General features: G+C 40.8%; 11 protein-coding genes. 8 read left to right on the forward strand and 3 right to left on the reverse strand.

The window, feature by feature from the left end:
• Nucleotides 1-185 precede the first annotated feature (185 nt).
• Complete coding sequence (locus CA600_RS05450; protein WP_256989744.1) at nt 186-1,649, reverse strand: ATP-binding protein; 1,464 nt, start codon at nt 1,647-1,649, stop codon at nt 186-188.
• Nucleotides 1,650-1,854: 205 nt separating this feature from the next.
• On the opposite strand from CA600_RS05450, the gene CA600_RS05455 reads away from it, so the two are divergent.
• Both CA600_RS05455 and CA600_RS05460 read left to right on the forward strand, forming a co-directional pair.
• Nucleotides 1,855-2,577, forward strand: coding sequence for an MOSC domain-containing protein (locus CA600_RS05455; RefSeq protein WP_094869255.1), 723 nt, complete (start codon nt 1,855-1,857; stop codon nt 2,575-2,577).
• Between the two features lie 83 nt (nt 2,578-2,660).
• The gene (locus CA600_RS05460) at nt 2,661-4,730 is read left to right on the forward strand and encodes a serine hydrolase domain-containing protein (RefSeq protein ID WP_094869256.1); all 2,070 of its coding nucleotides are present in this window, start codon (nt 2,661-2,663) and stop codon (nt 4,728-4,730) included.
• A gap of 94 nt (nt 4,731-4,824) precedes the next feature.
• On the opposite strand, the gene CA600_RS05465 is transcribed toward CA600_RS05460, so the two are convergent.
• Nucleotides 4,825-5,256, reverse strand: coding sequence for a flavodoxin domain-containing protein (locus CA600_RS05465; RefSeq protein WP_094869257.1), 432 nt, complete (start codon nt 5,254-5,256; stop codon nt 4,825-4,827).
• Between the two features lie 413 nt (nt 5,257-5,669).
• On the opposite strand from CA600_RS05465, the gene CA600_RS05470 reads away from it, so the two are divergent.
• The 4 genes from CA600_RS05470 to CA600_RS05485 all read left to right on the forward strand — a co-directional run bounded on the left by CA600_RS05470 (nt 5,670) and on the right by CA600_RS05485 (nt 12,294).
• A complete protein-coding gene (locus tag CA600_RS05470; protein WP_179281539.1) occupies nt 5,670-6,011 on the forward strand; it encodes a DUF4181 domain-containing protein in 342 nt (113 codons plus the stop codon).
• A 515-nt stretch (nt 6,012-6,526) separates the two neighbouring features.
• Entirely contained in the window at nt 6,527-7,897 is a 1,371-nt protein-coding gene (locus CA600_RS05475) for an MFS transporter (RefSeq protein ID WP_094869259.1), read from the forward strand.
• Nucleotides 7,898-7,935: 38 nt separating this feature from the next.
• Nucleotides 7,936-9,636 (forward strand): glycoside hydrolase family 3 protein, encoded by a 1,701-nt coding sequence (locus CA600_RS05480; protein WP_094869260.1) that lies wholly within the window; start codon nt 7,936-7,938, stop codon nt 9,634-9,636.
• 123 nt (nt 9,637-9,759) lie between these two features.
• Nucleotides 9,760-12,294, forward strand: coding sequence for a GH39 family glycosyl hydrolase (locus CA600_RS05485; protein WP_094869261.1), 2,535 nt, complete (start codon nt 9,760-9,762; stop codon nt 12,292-12,294).
• On the opposite strand, the gene CA600_RS05490 is transcribed toward CA600_RS05485, so the two are convergent.
• Complete coding sequence (locus CA600_RS05490; RefSeq protein ID WP_179281540.1) at nt 12,242-13,087, reverse strand: lipase family protein; 846 nt, start codon at nt 13,085-13,087, stop codon at nt 12,242-12,244. The genes CA600_RS05485 and CA600_RS05490 overlap by 53 nt on opposite strands.
• 173 nt (nt 13,088-13,260) lie before the next feature.
• On the opposite strand from CA600_RS05490, the gene CA600_RS05495 reads away from it, so the two are divergent.
• On the forward strand, nt 13,261-15,063 hold the full coding sequence (locus tag CA600_RS05495) for a cache domain-containing sensor histidine kinase (RefSeq protein ID WP_094869263.1): 1,803 nt from the start codon (nt 13,261-13,263) through the stop codon (nt 15,061-15,063).
• The gene (locus tag CA600_RS05500) at nt 15,041-16,684 is read left to right on the forward strand and encodes a response regulator transcription factor (RefSeq protein ID WP_179281541.1); all 1,644 of its coding nucleotides are present in this window, start codon (nt 15,041-15,043) and stop codon (nt 16,682-16,684) included. The genes CA600_RS05495 and CA600_RS05500 overlap by 23 nt, the downstream gene beginning before the upstream one ends.
• Nucleotides 16,685-16,706: the final 22 nt, after the last annotated feature.

A 16,706-nucleotide genomic window follows, 5' to 3' on the forward strand; every position in this document is an offset into this window, starting at 1 on the left:
ATGCGAAAAACCGAATACAATGTGCCGCCGTAACGTAAACGAGCCAGCACCGTTATTCTCCCGAAATTACCCGGGAATGGGCTTGTTATTAGGAATAAGTGCACTATGGTTCGTTAAGCGGAACCTCCCTACGAAGGTATGGATACTAGTATGAATAAGGATCATTCATTGCGGAACTTCTTATGTTATATGACAGCTTCCTCTGGCTCTAAAATTTTTGGAATGGTTACCGTAAATGTAGTGCCTTGCTCAGGAACACTTTCTACAGTGATCGCTCCGCCATGATTATGTACAATATTCTGCGTGATCATAAAGCCAAGACCTGTTCCTGTTTCTTTTGTCGTGTAAAATGGTTTACCAAGTGCTTTAATCTGTTCCTCTGTCATCCCGCAACCTTCATCTTGCACGCTGATTCGGGCTTCACTTTCATTTGTAAGCACATGAATATATATATTTCCTCCACTATTCATTGCTTCCATCGCATTTTTAAGTAAATTAATAAATACCTGTTTCAGCTGATAAGCCTCACCATGGATCCAAATGGAGTGATCTGTACAGACAGGGAGGATCTGAAGGTTTTTCAGTGCAGCTTGTCCATTCATTAGTGTGGTGACTTGTTCTAGTAAAGATAATAAATCCACTGGTTTACTGACATGCGTCGTTTGTGGCTTGGATAAGACCAGCAGCTCGTTGACGATAAATTCGATGCGTTTCAATTCAGACTCAATAATGAAAAAATATTTATCATTCATGCGCTCAGAAGAGCGAAGCAGCTTCATAAAGCCGTTAATGGCGGTAAGCGGATTTCTGATTTCATGAGCGATTCCAGCTGCTAATTGCCCTGCGGTAGATAATTTCTCGGATTGGATTAGCCGTTCTTCTTCCAGCATTTGCTGAGAGACATCTTTAAATATTCCGATAAATGCCATGTTTCCATTGAAGATAATCGGAAGTGTGAATCCATCCACAAATTTCTGCTGACCATTTAAGCAATTAATTAAGTAGCAAACAGAGCCAATCGTGTCACCACTGTAATATCTTTCCCTTCGTTCTTGAAGGATTGCATGATTGGTAAGGTCTACAATATTAGTAGTGGATGTACCCACCAATTGATTCAGGCTTTCCGCATGGATTAACTGTAAGCCCGCTGAATTCACATACTGAATAATCCCTTTTGCTGTAACAACAACGGTCAGAGGTAATCCCTCCAGGAGTTGCAGGAATGATTTATCTTTTTCTAATAGACTGCTCTCCGCTTCTTGCAGCTGAGTTTCTATTTGCCTGATCAAGGTCTTGTTCTCAAATTGAGTAAAATAATATAGGGGTGCACCATTAGCATCCGAAACGATAGATATGGAGATCTCTATGGATAACAGTTGTCCGGTTGGCAGGTAGTAGTTCTGTTGGAATCGATGCGGATGGATGTTCATAGAGGAAAGAGACCTTCCAAGCTCAGCAATTTCATGGATCTGACTTAGAAGAGTTCGGACAGATGGTGAAGGTGTTATTAACTCGTTATGATCGTACCCCAACAGGTTACTTAGGGCTGAATTCCATTTTAGGAACGTTCCATCTAACGAAACCAGAGCCATTCCAATTACAGCATGTGTAAAAGCAAAATCAAAACTTTGGAATTCATTGGACCGCACTGCTATTCACCTCTCATATTCTTTCCACTATATGTAATAGTCATAGTATAAAACATATATTCAAGTAAAATATATAAATTTTTATGTGATCGAGAATCGTTCGAAATAGCTATGTGTTGTTGTGAAAATAAGGGTGCAAGAGTCAAACGATTTCAGGTAGAATTAAAGGATATGTTGTATTTTTTGAAAGTGGAGGCGTTGTACCGTGCAATCAATCATTGGTGAAATCAGAGAAATTAATCGCTATCCAGTCAAGTCATTTGCAGGTGAACGATTGGAAACCTGTGTGATAGAACCGTATGGAATGTTAGGGGATCGCTTCTGTGCCTTTTATGATGAGTCAAAAGAGGGCTGGTGGCGGTATTTTACGGCTAGAAATAATCCTAAAATGCTTACCTACCAAGCGCAATTTATCAATGGAGAAATTCATGTAAGGGCTTCGGATGGACGAACCTTTGGGTGGGATGAGCATTTATTGGAAGAAATCCAAAGCCAAACTAAAACGCGAATTTCCATGTCTAGTATAAAAGCTTCACATCCACAGCCAGAGCACCCGCAACTGTTATCGGTGGATGGTGCCAGCATATTGCTCATTACGGATGCTAGTTTGAAGAAGCTAGAGGCTGCGTGGGGACATTCCTTAGATCAGCGCAGGTTTCGTGGGAACTTTGTTATAGCTCTAAGCGATGAATCTCTTTTCGAAGGGGATTGGATCGGGCGGCAGCTCTCCATAGGAGATGTTCAGCTACAGGTAGATAGTTTTTGTGAGAGATGTATGGTTATCACGATGGACCCGGATAGTCAGGAAAGAGACCCTAAATTATTGAAAAAACTAAACCAAGAGTTTGAACTACACTTCGGAGTTTACGCTTCTGTAGTTAAGACAGGGGAAATCAGAATCGGAGACAAAGTAGAATTAATGGAATAGATAATGATATAAACGTCCTTTACATTCCCATGTGGATAATTTACCCTTTAAAGGAATGGAAAATTCATAGCGGGAGGGAATGTATGAAGAAGAAAATAATATCCCTGTTGATGGTATTTTTACTTTTAGTAGTTTATCTTCCTACGAATGCATTAGCAGCAGATAGTAGCAAAACGCAAACATATGTGAACACTCAGAAGGTCGCGGCAGAGAAGGCAGCATTCTTAACGGAAAAGATAGGGACGACAAGTCTCCAATATGCTCTTATCGATGGCGATAATATCGTTATGAGCGGCACAGCTGGATACAGCCATGTGGAGAGCAAGACAGCACCAAGCACTACAACGATGTATGGAATTGGCTCGACGAGTAAAATGTATACGACCGCTTCTATTATGAAGCTCGTTGATCAAGGAAAGGTAGATTTGGATGCACCTGTCGTATCGTATCTGAATCATTTTACGATGGAAGATTCACGTTATAAGCAAATCACCGTACGAATGCTACTGAATCATTCATCAGGTCTAGGGGGTTCGAACTTATCAAACTCTTTCTTATTCAATGATTCTGATTCTATCGCCAAAGATAACTTGCTAGCGACTTTGACAACTCAACGCCTAAAGGCAGATCCAGGAGCCTACTCAGTATATTGTAATGATGGATTTACGCTGGCGGAGTTGATTGTTGAGAAAGTCAGTGGAATGGACTTCACTACATTCATCCATCAGAATTTTACAGGTCCTTTAGGGCTTGGGCATACGAAAACGCCAGTAGATTCTGTGGATTCTAGACAGCTGGCAAGTGTATATAATGCTACCTACCCTGCCGCCTTACCCCAAGAGACGATTAACGTGATTGGAACAGGGGGCATCTATTCTACGGCTGAAGATTTGGTGCGTTTTGCAACTATTTTCACTGGAGGATCGAAGGGGATTCTGTCAGAAAAATCAATAAAAGCGATGGAGCAAGAGGAGTACAAGCGTGGAATGTGGCCGAAAGGAAAAGATAATTCGTTTGCGTACGGATTGGGCTGGGACAGTGTGAATTTATATCCATTCAATCAGTACGATATCAAAGCTCTGACAAAGGGAGGGGATACAACTCTGTATCATACTTCACTTGTCATATTGCCTGATCAGCAGATGGCAGCAGCTGTGGTATCTTCTGGTGGGGATAGCTCAACTGATCAGATGCTTGCTAACGAAATATTGCTCAGTGCGCTACAAGAAAAGGGAGTTATCAAGGAACTAAAACCTACACCTACATTTAAAGCTTCGAACAAAGAGGCTATGCCGCAGGAATTGCTGGATTATGCTGGTGTCTATGCTGATTCTACACAACTGATGAAGATAGAGATTACAAAAGCTGGGGAATTGAGTATATCTTCGATTATGGCACCTACATTTCCAGCTCAGAAATTTTCGTATAATACAAACGGTGAATTCTTAGATGCAGCGGGTGCTAATAAAGTTAGCTTTGTGAAGGAAAGCAATGGTCGCATCTACCTTTGGATTCAAGGGTACGGGGTCATTCCAGGGCTTGGTGAGACTGCTCTTTCTCAATATGCAGCTGAAAAGCTAGAGGCGAATGCTTTATCCAATGAGGTCTTGTCAGCTTGGCAGCAGCGTCAAGGGAAATTGTATTTTGATGTCAGCGAGAAGTATAGCTCACAATTTTACATGAGTATGCCAGTAGCTGGAATTGCTATGTTCCCTGATGCACCGGGCTATATGGGCTCGAATAAAATAACCGGGCCGAATAAAGCTGAAATGACCGTGCAAATTCCAACTTTAGGTGGGCGCGATCTTGCGGATATTGTTTTTGAAAATAAAGAGGGTGTGGAGTATCTCAAGGTTGGAAACCAATTATTTATTACACAGGATGCGATTAAACCTATCTATGCCGGCCCGCAATCATTGGTAACCATTCAAGCAGATGGATATGCAAGATGGTATGAAATACCTGAGACAGCATCAGGCAAGTTGATGACAGTAGGGCTACCACCTAAAGGTTCCTTTGCTGTTTATGATGCGAATGGTGTGTGTGTAAATTTCTCTACTGTCAGTGGTCTTACGCAAGTTAAACTTCCGAGTAACGGGAAAATTGTATTTGTAAGCGATGTGGGTGCGAAGTTTGAATTGACAATCAAGTAGTAATAAACCATTCAATTCTATTTTATAAAAAAATCCTGTTATCCAGATCATTGATCTGGATAACAGGATTTTTATTAGAAAATTCTATATTCCTCTATTTAAAATTCTTAGAAAACTCTTTTATTTTATCTACAAAAATCCCTTTGAGCTGATCAGTACCTTCTTTGGGAGCCTTATAGGCTTTATAACCGCCAAAGGATTCGATGCAAACTGCAGCCTTTTTTAAATCATCCGGAAAATTCTTCTCAATTAGTTGCTCAGTAGTTTTTGGTTTTTCGTTACAAATATAATAGCCCATCTTCTTATTTAGTAGCTCATCTTTATTTTTTTTGATAAAATCACGAATCGCTTTATATATCTTCTCGTCTCTTACTCCAGCACCTAAAATAATGCTATCAAATGCCTCAAGACTTGGCTTCTCTATTTCAATATTACAGATCTTACTCTGAGGGAGCTCGTCGGATAATACCTTTGCGCATTGCTCTGTTGCCCCTGATTTTGTAGCGTATAGAATAAGTACTGCCATTGTGGTCCCTCTTTTCAGTTTAAATTGTTCAGGTTTCAAACCACCCTGTTAAATTGAATATCTTGATAATCAAGATATTATCCATACTATCGAAAATGCAGATCTTTTGTCAAGTTAGCAACAAGTTCTCATGCGTTAATCACACACCCTTATTATGGTATCATAGGAATAATTACGCTATCGCGAACTGCATCTTTTAAGAATCAAACGATAAAGAGGGGAGTGGAGATAAGTTGAGTATCATCGTAATGCTAGTCATCTATTTTTTGCTTGGAGTATTCGTGATTAAATTAGGCATCGATAACTCTAGAAGTACACAAATTTCAAAAGAAATATTAAATGAGTTAAGAGAAATCAAAGAATTAATGATAAGAAATAAATATGAATAACTTCTTAGGATGGGGGCAACAGGAATGATCATTCCATTTTTAATATTAATCCTTGCCTTTTCTGGTTATTTTCTTAGAATATGGATTGTTGGTCCGGATAAAGAAAAACTTTCTGACGACGGCAATGAGCTAAATATAAAAGGCAAATTAATAATCGGACTTATTGGATTAATTTCAGTAATTGTAATAATGATAGCTGATGGTGTACAGGGGACGGGAATGAAGTGGTTTTGGATTGTATTTATAATTATTGCCCTAGGATTTCAGTCATTTATTGATTGGAAATTTTTAAAGCATACGAAACAACATATCGTTTCACTGATCTTGGTAGTCGAAGGTGTGGTGTTAGTTTATTTCCTTTTCTGATCGTTTGAACCATAAAGCCTAACCTCCTGCCAACGTGCACAAGGGATTAGGCTTTTTTGCTTATTGTAGATAAACGATCCTTCCGATTTATTGATCACTTTTTCACATAAGAGGAGGGTTATAATCTACCCTAGTTTTAGTTATTATTCGCCTATCCGAATTCATTAATGGAGCTTTATACTTTTAACGCGTGGGTATGGGCTGGTATTTGCGGAGATTCTGCTTGTCTGTGCGGAAGTGCGGGGAATCAGCACCTCGACTAGCCGCGTGATTATGGGAGATCATTTTGCAACGGATGAATTATTTGGAGCATTTATTACAATTACTTGCATGCTGCTGTTCTGTAGGCTCTTTAAGGTTGATCTGTATCCAAATAGTCAACCTAACGCTTCCGCTCTGTTAAAAGATAAAAATGCCCCCTATTTCCGTTAAAATACGGACAGTGTAAAAGAATCAGCTTCAGTACAATGCAATTAAGAAAGCGCTAACAAAATGCGACGCGGGGGGATGGCAGTATGAATGAAAATCAAATGCCATGGAGAGAGCGAATTAGTTATGGGCTAGGGGATACTGCGTCAAATCTGATATTCCAGATGACAACACTTTACCTTATGTACTTCTATACGGATGTGTTTGGTCTGAACCCAGGTGCGGTAGCGGTGGTATTTCTTGTTGCACGGGTAATCGACGCGATTGTCGAGCCGTTCATTGGTGTCATGATTGACCGTACGCAAACAAAGTGGGGGAAATGCAGACCCTATTTTCTTTGGCTTGCTGTTCCTTTCAGCTTAACTGCAGTACTTATGTTTTTGACGCCGGATTTTGGTGATACGGGTAAACTTGTATACGCATACATTTCGTATACCGTGCTTGGTATTATGTATTCTGGTATTAATCTACCACTGTCTGCAATCCTGCCAAGTCTGACTAGTAATTCTAATGAACGTACAGTGATCAATACGGTTCGTATGATATTCGCCGTGATTGGAGTTGTTACAGTTAGTGCTGGAACGATGCCGCTTGTGAAAGCTTTTGGTGGCGGCGATCAAGCAAAGGGGTTTCTGGTCACCATGATCCTGTTCTCAAGCATTGCACTGCTGCTGTTTCTAAACATGTTTGCGAACACTAAAGAACGCGTAAAAGCCATTGATGAAAAACCGCTTCCGATGCGAGAAGGTGTTAAAGCGCTCAAAGGCAATGTACCTTGGTTGATCATGCTTCTGATGAGCTTGTTCCTGTGGATCACAACATCGATACAAGGACAGACCAGCATTTATTACATGACCTATTATATGAAAAAGCCTGAACTCATTCCTATCGTGAATTCGATGCAATTGTTGATGATATTTTCAATGGTGATCGCTCCTTTTGTAGTAAAGAAAATTGGGAAAAGGAACACCATTATTATGGGATCAGTGGTTTCTATCCTTGGCTACCTTATTGCAATTACTGGGGGGAACTCCCTTTCTGTTCCGGTGCTGTTGGCAGGGCTTCTTATAAGCGGGCTTGGCATGGGAGTTGGAGCAGGTCTGATTTTTGCAATGATGGCCGACACGGTTGATTATGGGGAGTGGAAATCAGGTGTTCGGGCACAAGGCCTACTTTATTCAGCTGCTAGTTTTGGGGTTAAGGTGGGGATGGGACTCGGTGGAGCACTTGGTGGAGTGATATTATCGATGGGTGGTTATGTAGCTAACTCCACGGCGCAGCCAGAATCAGCATTAGCTGCGATTTCATTTAACTATTTGTGGGCACCGATTATTGGCCAAATTATTATGATTACTTTGCTGTTGTTCTATCGTCTTGACAAGGATCAACCCGTTATGATGCGTGAGCTCGAGGAACGTCGCAATTCTTCTATCGCGAATGGCTGCTTAAACATATGAATTCCAATAAATAAATTGGAGAGAGTGAGGTTGGAGAAATGATTGATTTGAAGGCAAAGCCTTTTCATCTAGATGATGAAGGGATTAAATGGGTAGAACAAACCTTAGCCTCTCTGGATTTGGCAGGCAAGGTCGGGCAGTTATTTTGCCCGATCGGTTTCACCGATGATAAGGCACACCTAGCACTTTTGACACAAGGGATTAAGATTGGCGGGATTATGTTCCGTCCCGGTCCCGGCAAGATGGTGCAAGAAACACATCGCTACTTGCAGGATACATCAGATATTCCTCTTCTAATTGCTGCTAATCTTGAAGCAGGAGGTAATGGTTCTGCGGCAGAGGGTACTTTCTACGGCAAGCAGCTGCAAGTGGCGGCAACGGATAACACCGAAATGGCTCGTAAACTTGGCATCATTGCCGCGCGGGAGGGTGGTGCTGTAGGCTGTAACTGGGCATTCGCACCCATTCTCGATATCGACTATAATTTTCGTAACCCGATAACCAACGTTAGAACATTTGGTTCTGATCCGCAGAGAGTAGCTCGCATGAGCAAGGCATATACCGAAGCGATTCAAGAACATGGCATGGCGGTATCTATTAAACACTTCCCTGGAGATGGCGTTGACGAAAGGGACCAGCATTTGTTGACCTCTATTAACTCACTTTCAGTGGAAGAGTGGGATGCTACCTTTGGGAAGGTATATACGGATTGTATAGAAGCTGGCGCACATACGGTCATGGTGGGGCACATCGCTCATCCTGCCTATTCCAGAGAATTACGTCCGGGAATTACAGATTTGGAAATTATGCCTGCAACGTTAGCTCCTGAGCTTTTAAATGATTTATTACGTACCAAGCTCGGCTTTAATGGATTGATTACTACAGATGCTACACCAATGGCAGGATTCACAATGGCCATGAAGCGGGAGCTAGCGGTTCCGACATCCATAGCTGCGGGTTGTGATATGTTCCTCTTTAACAAGAGTTTAGAAGAAGACTTTGCCTATATGATGAAAGGAATTGAGACTGGCATTCTGACAGAGGAGCGCGTGAATGAAGCAGTGACTCGTATACTTGCAGTGAAAGCTGCGTTGGGACTTCATAAGAAGAAACAACAAGGCACGCTCGTTCCAGGAAAAGAAGCCCTTGCCACCCTTGCTTGCGAAGAGCATGTGCGTTGGGCTCAGGAATGTGCAGATGAGTCAGTTACATTGGTGAAGGATACACAGGAGATGCTCCCAATCCGTCCGGAGAGTCACAAACGTCTACTGGTATTCACACTAGGGGGCGAGGAAGGTTTATTCGGAGGGGCAGATATTGCACCGTACTTCATTTCCAAGCTAAAAGAGGAAGGATTCGAGGTAACGCTCTTTAATAAGAGTGAAGTAGATTTCAGTGCCATGTTTGGAGGTGTAAAAGCGTTAACGGATCATTATGATGCTGCGGTCTATATTTCAAATTTGGAAACCCATAGTAATCAAACCGTTGTACGGATTAATTGGGCACCTCCATTTGGGGCAGACATGCCATGGTTTATTCAAGAAATGCCAACAATCTTCATTTCTGTAGCGAATCCCTATCATTTGATCGACGTCCCGCGTATACCAACGTTTATTAATGCCTATTCACCAAGTAATTATGTGGTAGATGCTCTGATTGAGAAGCTTGTGGGGCGTTCCTCCTTTAAAGGAGTTAATCCTGTGGATCCGTTTTGTGGCTATTGGGATACACAACTATAATCAGAATTTATAGAGATCTGTAATAGTATCAAGCGATGGAATAGGATAGTTCTATTCAATCGCTTTTTTTATAATATAATAGGACAAAAGACATCTATTGAGAGAGTGAGAGGAGGGTGCTAGTTGCAAAGCTACACCTACGAAAATATTGAGATGGACGATCATCTTCCGGTCCACATGTTTTTGCACAGTACCCATCAGGTCCCGAATCATTGGCATGATAGCATTGAAATATTATTCGTGCTCAAGGGGAAACTTGAGCTTTTCACAAAAGACAGATTTAGAGAGTTAAATGAAGAAGATTTGTTCTTGATTAATGCTAATGAAATTCATGCGATTAAAGCAGAAGAGAATAATTTGGTGCTAGCGCTGCAAATTCCAGTTTCTTATTTAATTCTGATTGAACCTCAGATCGAAAGAATGTTATTCAATTGTAATTCTGCGGCTTCTAGCTATGAAGAACAATCTAAGTTTGATGAACTTCGTACATTGCTGGCTGAGATGATGCTTCTCCACAATAAGCGCCCACAAGGGTATCATTTACGGATACAGTCCTGTCTTCTTAATTTAACTTATTTACTCATGCAAGGATTTCGTGAACAGGATCAAAGTCCTGAGAAACAGGATGATAAGCATCGTGAACGGCTATTGCGAATTACCTCTTATGTCAAAGAGAACTACAATCGGGCAATTAACATCCAGCAATTGGCCCTTCAGGAGTATTTGACTGTTCCGTATTTGTCGCGTTTTTTCAAAGCGTATATGGGTACTTCCTTTACCAAATATGTGAATGCGGTGCGTTTGGATAAAGCTGTAAAAGATTTGACACTTACCAATCTATCGATTACACAGATCGCTCATGATCATGGGTTTCCCAATCTGAAATCCTTTAATGCGGTGTTTAAAGAGTTCTATCGACAGACACCTGGAGAATACCGGAGGACTATCTTGGACGGACGCAGTTCATTTCAGAAAAGCAGTGTGGCCCAGTTTAACTACTTTGACATGAATCCCACACAGGCGTTTGAGTCGCTATTCAAATATCTTCCTAACAAAAATTTGTCAGCTGCTTCCAATCTACCAGTGGCCCTTCCTATACATAAGCAGACCCATGAGATTTCGGTAAAGTCTAACCAAAGTAAGGAGCTTGCGCATACTTGGAAGAAGCTCATGACGGTGGGAAAGGCCAAAGAGGTATTGTTTGCAGAGGTACAAAGACATATCAAGCAAATGCAACAGGAGATTGGGTTTCAGTATATACGGTTTCACGGTATTTTTGATGATGAGATGATGATTTATGGCGAGAATGAGCGGGGAGAAGTAAGCCTGAACTTTGCTTATAGCGATTCATTATTTGATTTTTTACTGTGCTCCGGATTGAAACCGTTTTTAGAGCTTTCTTTTTTACCACGCCAGCTTGCGGGAGAGGAAGCTACTTCTGTTTTTTATAAAAAGAGCTTAGTGGGTAGTCCTAAGGACCTCGGTAAGTGGAATCAGATGATCCATCAGTTTATTACGCATTACATCCATAGATATGGCATTCATGAAGTGAGGCAGTGGTATTTCGAGGTGTGGAACGAACCGGAAATCCATATTTTTTGGCCAGATACTTATGAAGCTTACTGTGAGCTGTTCATTTCAACATTTCAAATCATCAAATCCATAGATCCTGAGCTATGTGTAGGGGGGCCAGGTGTTTTATCTTTTACGTTAATGCAGTCAGATTGGCTGACAAGGTTTATGAATGATGTGTGCAGACGAGGCGTAAAGCCTGATTTTATATCCTTTCACAGTTATCCGTATGATGAATCGTTAAGATCAACTCAAGTGATTCAGGTGGATTATGAAGAGAATCCGGATGTGTTGTTTCAGAAAATAGAGCTTTCAGCAGATACAGAATATTTATCGCGAGTCATTATAAAATTGAAGAAAACCGTATCTGAAGCTATGGGAAGGGATGTTCCTGAACTGCATATGACAGAATGGAATGCCACAGGCTCTCACCGCGATTTAGTGAATGATACATGCTTTAAGGCAGCCTATATCGTGAAAAATGTTCTGGAAAATATGGATGGTCTCCATAGTTTTGGTTATTGGACGGCTACGGATTTGCTAGAGGAGTTCAAAATGTCGTCAGAAATGTTTCATGGAGGTCTGGGGCTGATGACGTATAACGGGATACCAAAGCCATCCTTCTATGCGTTTAAACTGCTTGCAAAATTAGGCCGCCAATTCATTCATCAAGGGAAAGGATATTACGTTACTAGCAGTGATATGGGGCTGCAGGTGTTGATGTATGCTTATGCGCATATCGATTCATTGTACCAAAAAGGTGATGCCTCGCTCATTAATCGCACGAATAGATACGATGTGTTCGAAGAAGTTGGAGATATAGAGTTGACGTTGGAGCTTACAGATATTCATCCAGGCTCGTATTCTATCAAAAGACATACAATAAACAGACAAAATGGAAGCGTTTTCGACCTGTGGGTACGAATGGGGGCGCCTCATCCTATTGATGCTGACACCCTTAATTATTTAAAGCAAGCGAGCTGCCCGCAACTGACCTTTGAACAAGTCGAAATAACGAGCACCTATTCATTAATTAGTAAATTGTCTCCACATGAGGTGCAGTTGGTGGAATTGATGCGCTTATGATGGGGGGATTTACAACTGGACAGAATCCAGGGTTTGTTAAACAAAGTTCCTCGGAGTACTGCGGTTGAAGCTTGGAGAGCTCTGTGAAATAGTAGCTGATCATATGATTACTACTTGCCGATCCATTCTGGAATGACAGTGATAAAAAAGTATGGACATGACTGTAATAGTACTTCGTTTCCCGTTTAGGTAGCCTGTATACATGTGGAGGCGCGTAGGTAACAACATCAAAGAGATTGGCATAACGGTAACTCTTGCGGACATATTGTTTAAAAGCATTAACGAAGTTCGGATCGCCTACACGTGGTGAGCCATAGGTGAACAGAATAGGTGAGATGTGCGAGGTGTTGGCCGCAAGATCAATAGCACATAAAGTGGCGAGTGCTCCGCCAAGACTGTGACCAGTAATGTATAAGGTCTTATCGGGAGATAACTTAGCGAGTGTAGAGATAATCCCATCGCGCGCTGATGAGTAGATATTCGTGAAACCCCGGTGGGTAAGGGTATCTTCTTTAATGTAATTGAATCTCTCTTGTGAGGCCATAACGTTTGACATCCAATCGGTTGTGGAGCTGGTTCCGCGGAAGGCAACGATAATCTCTTGTGGAGATTCCAAAATAAATCCAAAGCGTTCCCACACCTCGCTGATGGATCTTGCTTCAATCGTATCCACGATCTGATAATCTAATGGAACGACGAACGAACCGTCTTTATTTGAGAACTGCGCATAGGTCTGTCCGCAGATAGCAGCTAGAAAGATAGCCCTTTGCTCTTGATCATTTTTGGTACCCATGTGCATCCCGCCCTTCTTCCTAAACTATATTAGGGGGACGAGGGAGAGATTCCTATATCATGCGAGACCCTGTACTAATGTGAAAGGGCTAAATGGTACACCGTTGAATACTTACCTCAGATGATCTGTTATTAGGAGGTTTTACGATATGAATCTAACTTTAGTGTACGCTAATGATTAAATTACTTCGAAAGTCAAAAGTTCAGCGACGCTTAATGATTTCATTTCTGCTGCTTGCTATTATCCCACTATGTACCTTCGGCTTTCTGGCTTACCATAAATCGAATGAAGCAATCACCTCTAAGACAACTACCTTTGTTAATGATATATTACGCCTCTTAGGAAGCAAGATCGGAACAGAAGTGGCAAAATATGAGACTTTCGCTGATCAAATCATGTTGAATGGAGATATTCAGCAAGCCCTGCTCCGCTACAATAGATTGAGTGATCTTGATATTAGTAAAATACATAAGAAGTTTGAAGACACTGTGTTAAGCGATAAATTTTGGTTGTTTGCTACAATCAAAACACTACAGATTCTAACTAATCATGGACAAGTTCTGTACGATTATGGATACGAAGAATTTACTACAGAGGATAAACAGCGAATATTTGCTCTGGCCAAACAGAATAAAAGTGCGGATATCTGGACCACAGCCCATACGACAGCTGGTGATAATATCCTTTCATTGGCTAGGAGGATTCCACTTTCATATGGATCAGGCGAAACTGTGGGGTTCGTCATTATGGGAATTGATGAGGAATTATTCTCACAGATTTTGTTTGGAAGCATTAATATGGGACAGGGTAGTGAACAAATCATTATGAATGATGCAGGAGAAATATTGACGAGCAACAATCACCTGTTTCATTCGGATCAAGATTTGGAAGCTAATCGTACTTTAAATCATTTGATTAATTCCCGTATGGAGACGGGGATAGTAACGCTGCGGGCGGAACCCTACTTTTTCTTAAATACACATAATGAGGTACTTCATTGGAATGTAATTAGTTTAATTCCACAAGCCTATTTGAATATGGGGTCTGTGGAGATTAGAAATGAAATGTTTTTCATTGCCGTCATATGTGTAGTTGTTTCATCCTTATTTGCAACCTTCATCTCTATTAGTATCTCCACACCCCTTAAGAAGTTAGTGAGTGGAATGAACCAGGTCATGCGAGGTGATTTAAAGGTAGAAATAAACGACAAGCATCCAGATGAAATCGGATATCTTTCAGGGAAATTTGAAGCCATGATCGAGGAAATCAAACTATTGATCGAGCGTGTGGAACAAGAACAGGCACAGAAGAGGGGGATTGAGCTGCAAATGTTGCAGGCACAAATTAATCCGCATTTTCTATTTAACACATTGAGTTCGTTAAAATGGACGGCGATGCTAAGTCAAGCGGATAGTGTAAGCAATGGTTTAGGTGCACTGGCTGAATTACTTCGAAGTACAATTGTTCAGAAGAATGAACGGATAACGCTAGGGGAAGAGCTTCGGAACATCAAGAACTATGTCGTTATTCAACAAATTAGATACGGGATGTCTTTACAGGTTGATGTGCAAATTCCTGAACAGTTATTAGATACTCAAGTGTTGAAATTTTTGCTTCAGCCCATTGTAGAGAATTCGATTATTCATGGACTAAGCGGTGAGAATATGGAACCTAGGATTACAATGACTGCTGAATTGAACGGAGTGGTGTTAAAGATTAAGTTAAGCGACAATGGGAAAGGGATGAGTGCTGAAAAGTTACAGGAGATATTACAGCTTAGAGATAATCATTCAGAGAATCGATTAGCAAATATCGGTATTGGAAATGTGCGGGAGAGAATCAAATTACATTATGGAGACCCCTATGGATTAGAGATTTGGAGTAAGCCTGATCAAGGCACGGATGTTATCATCACGATACCTTATATTTCTACACTTCAGGAGGACTCAGCTGATGCGGATACTAATTGTGGATGATGAGAAAATAGTGAGGATTGCACTCAGTACACTAATTAAATGGGATGAATATGGTTTTAAATTAATGGGTGCTGTTGCAGATGGATACAAAGCTCTTGAGGTCATAGAGACAGAACCGATCGATATCGTGATTATGGATCTAGTGATGCCTAACATGGATGGACTTGAATTAATTCGAACGCTCAACGAACGGAAATTCACTGGGAAGTTTGTGGTGCTTAGTAATTATGATGATTATGCTTACGTGAGGGAAGCCATGAAACTTGGAGCAGAAGATTATATGTTGAAGCTGACGCTTAAGCCAGATGAGCTGATTCTTCTGCTGACTAAGATCACGGAGCAGTTATTAACAGAACGAGAGCTTAAAGAACAGGATATTCATATGAAAATTAAGCTTAATGAAACGCAGCTTCAGCAACGGAACAGCATATGGAGAGAGCTTCTTTTAGATCAGGAGCAGGACATGGTTTATTTGATGCAAGAAACACAGAAGTACGGGATACCCTTCGATAGACTTGCTGGTAATCTTATTATGATAAGAATCGATGATTATGTGGAGGCGCTAAGTAACGGTAAAATTAATAACAAGAGACTACTTAGCTTTTCTATAGCGAATATTGTGAAAGAAACCGTGTCAGATCACTTTGCATTTGATTTCATAGAGATGGAGAGTCATCAGTATATTGTTATAGTTTATGAACAGAGCGGTTATTTTGAAGAACCCAGTTGGTTACTGTTAATGAATAACTTAGTGCAGATGCTTAAGCTTTATTTGAATTTAAGTGTCAGCATTACATTAAGTGATGCATTTGTAGGTTTGAAGCAGTTGAGAGAACGATACACTTTGTGTCTGCGAGCATCAACTTACAACTTTTATACAGGGCCTGCATCTGTCTTAGTTGCTGGGCATTCAAAGTTAACCCAGTCACTACACTCCATTAACTATGTGGAATGGCTGGATCAAGTCAAAGCAGCAGTTGAAGTAGGGAATACAACGCTAGTATTGGAGAACATAAGCATATTATTTAATGAGGCAAAACAAATCAAATGGGACCCGTCAGCCTTAAAATTTCACCTTTTGGGTTTATTATCTGACCTAGACAACATGATCTTAAAATGGAACACACAAGTACTACCGTCCACTGAACAAAATAGGGTAGGGGCAACCACACTCTTAGAGAGTTTTGAGAGTGATATTTCACAAACTGAGTCTATGGAAGGGCTTATTCTAACTATTGAGCAAGCGATGCAGGAAGCCATTAATCTATTGTATCAAGTTAAAAGCAATATTTATCGCAAAGAAGTATTTCGAATCACGGAGATTCTGCAAGAGAATGTTGAGAATAAAATAACGCTTGACCGTCTCGCTCAAGAAGTAAATATGAATGTTAATTACTTATGTCGTGTATTTAAGCAAGATACGGGTAGAAGCATTGTTCAATATATGAATGAACTAAAAATCAATAAAGCGATTGAATTGTTAAAGCTTCCGGATACGAGGATAAAAGAGGTGGCTTCACAGGTGGGGATAGATGATCCGTTTTATTTTAATCGAGTATTTAAGAAGATCGTAGGGCTTAGTCCTTCAGATTTCCGTAAGAAATTACTCGCAACTAAATAAGTCCAAGGAGGAGACACCTGTT

Origin of the sequence: Paenibacillus sp. VTT E-133280, assembly GCF_002264385.1 — a bacterium.
GTDB classification, from domain to species: Bacteria; Bacillota; Bacilli; order Paenibacillales; family Paenibacillaceae; genus Paenibacillus_AQ; species Paenibacillus_AQ nitricinens.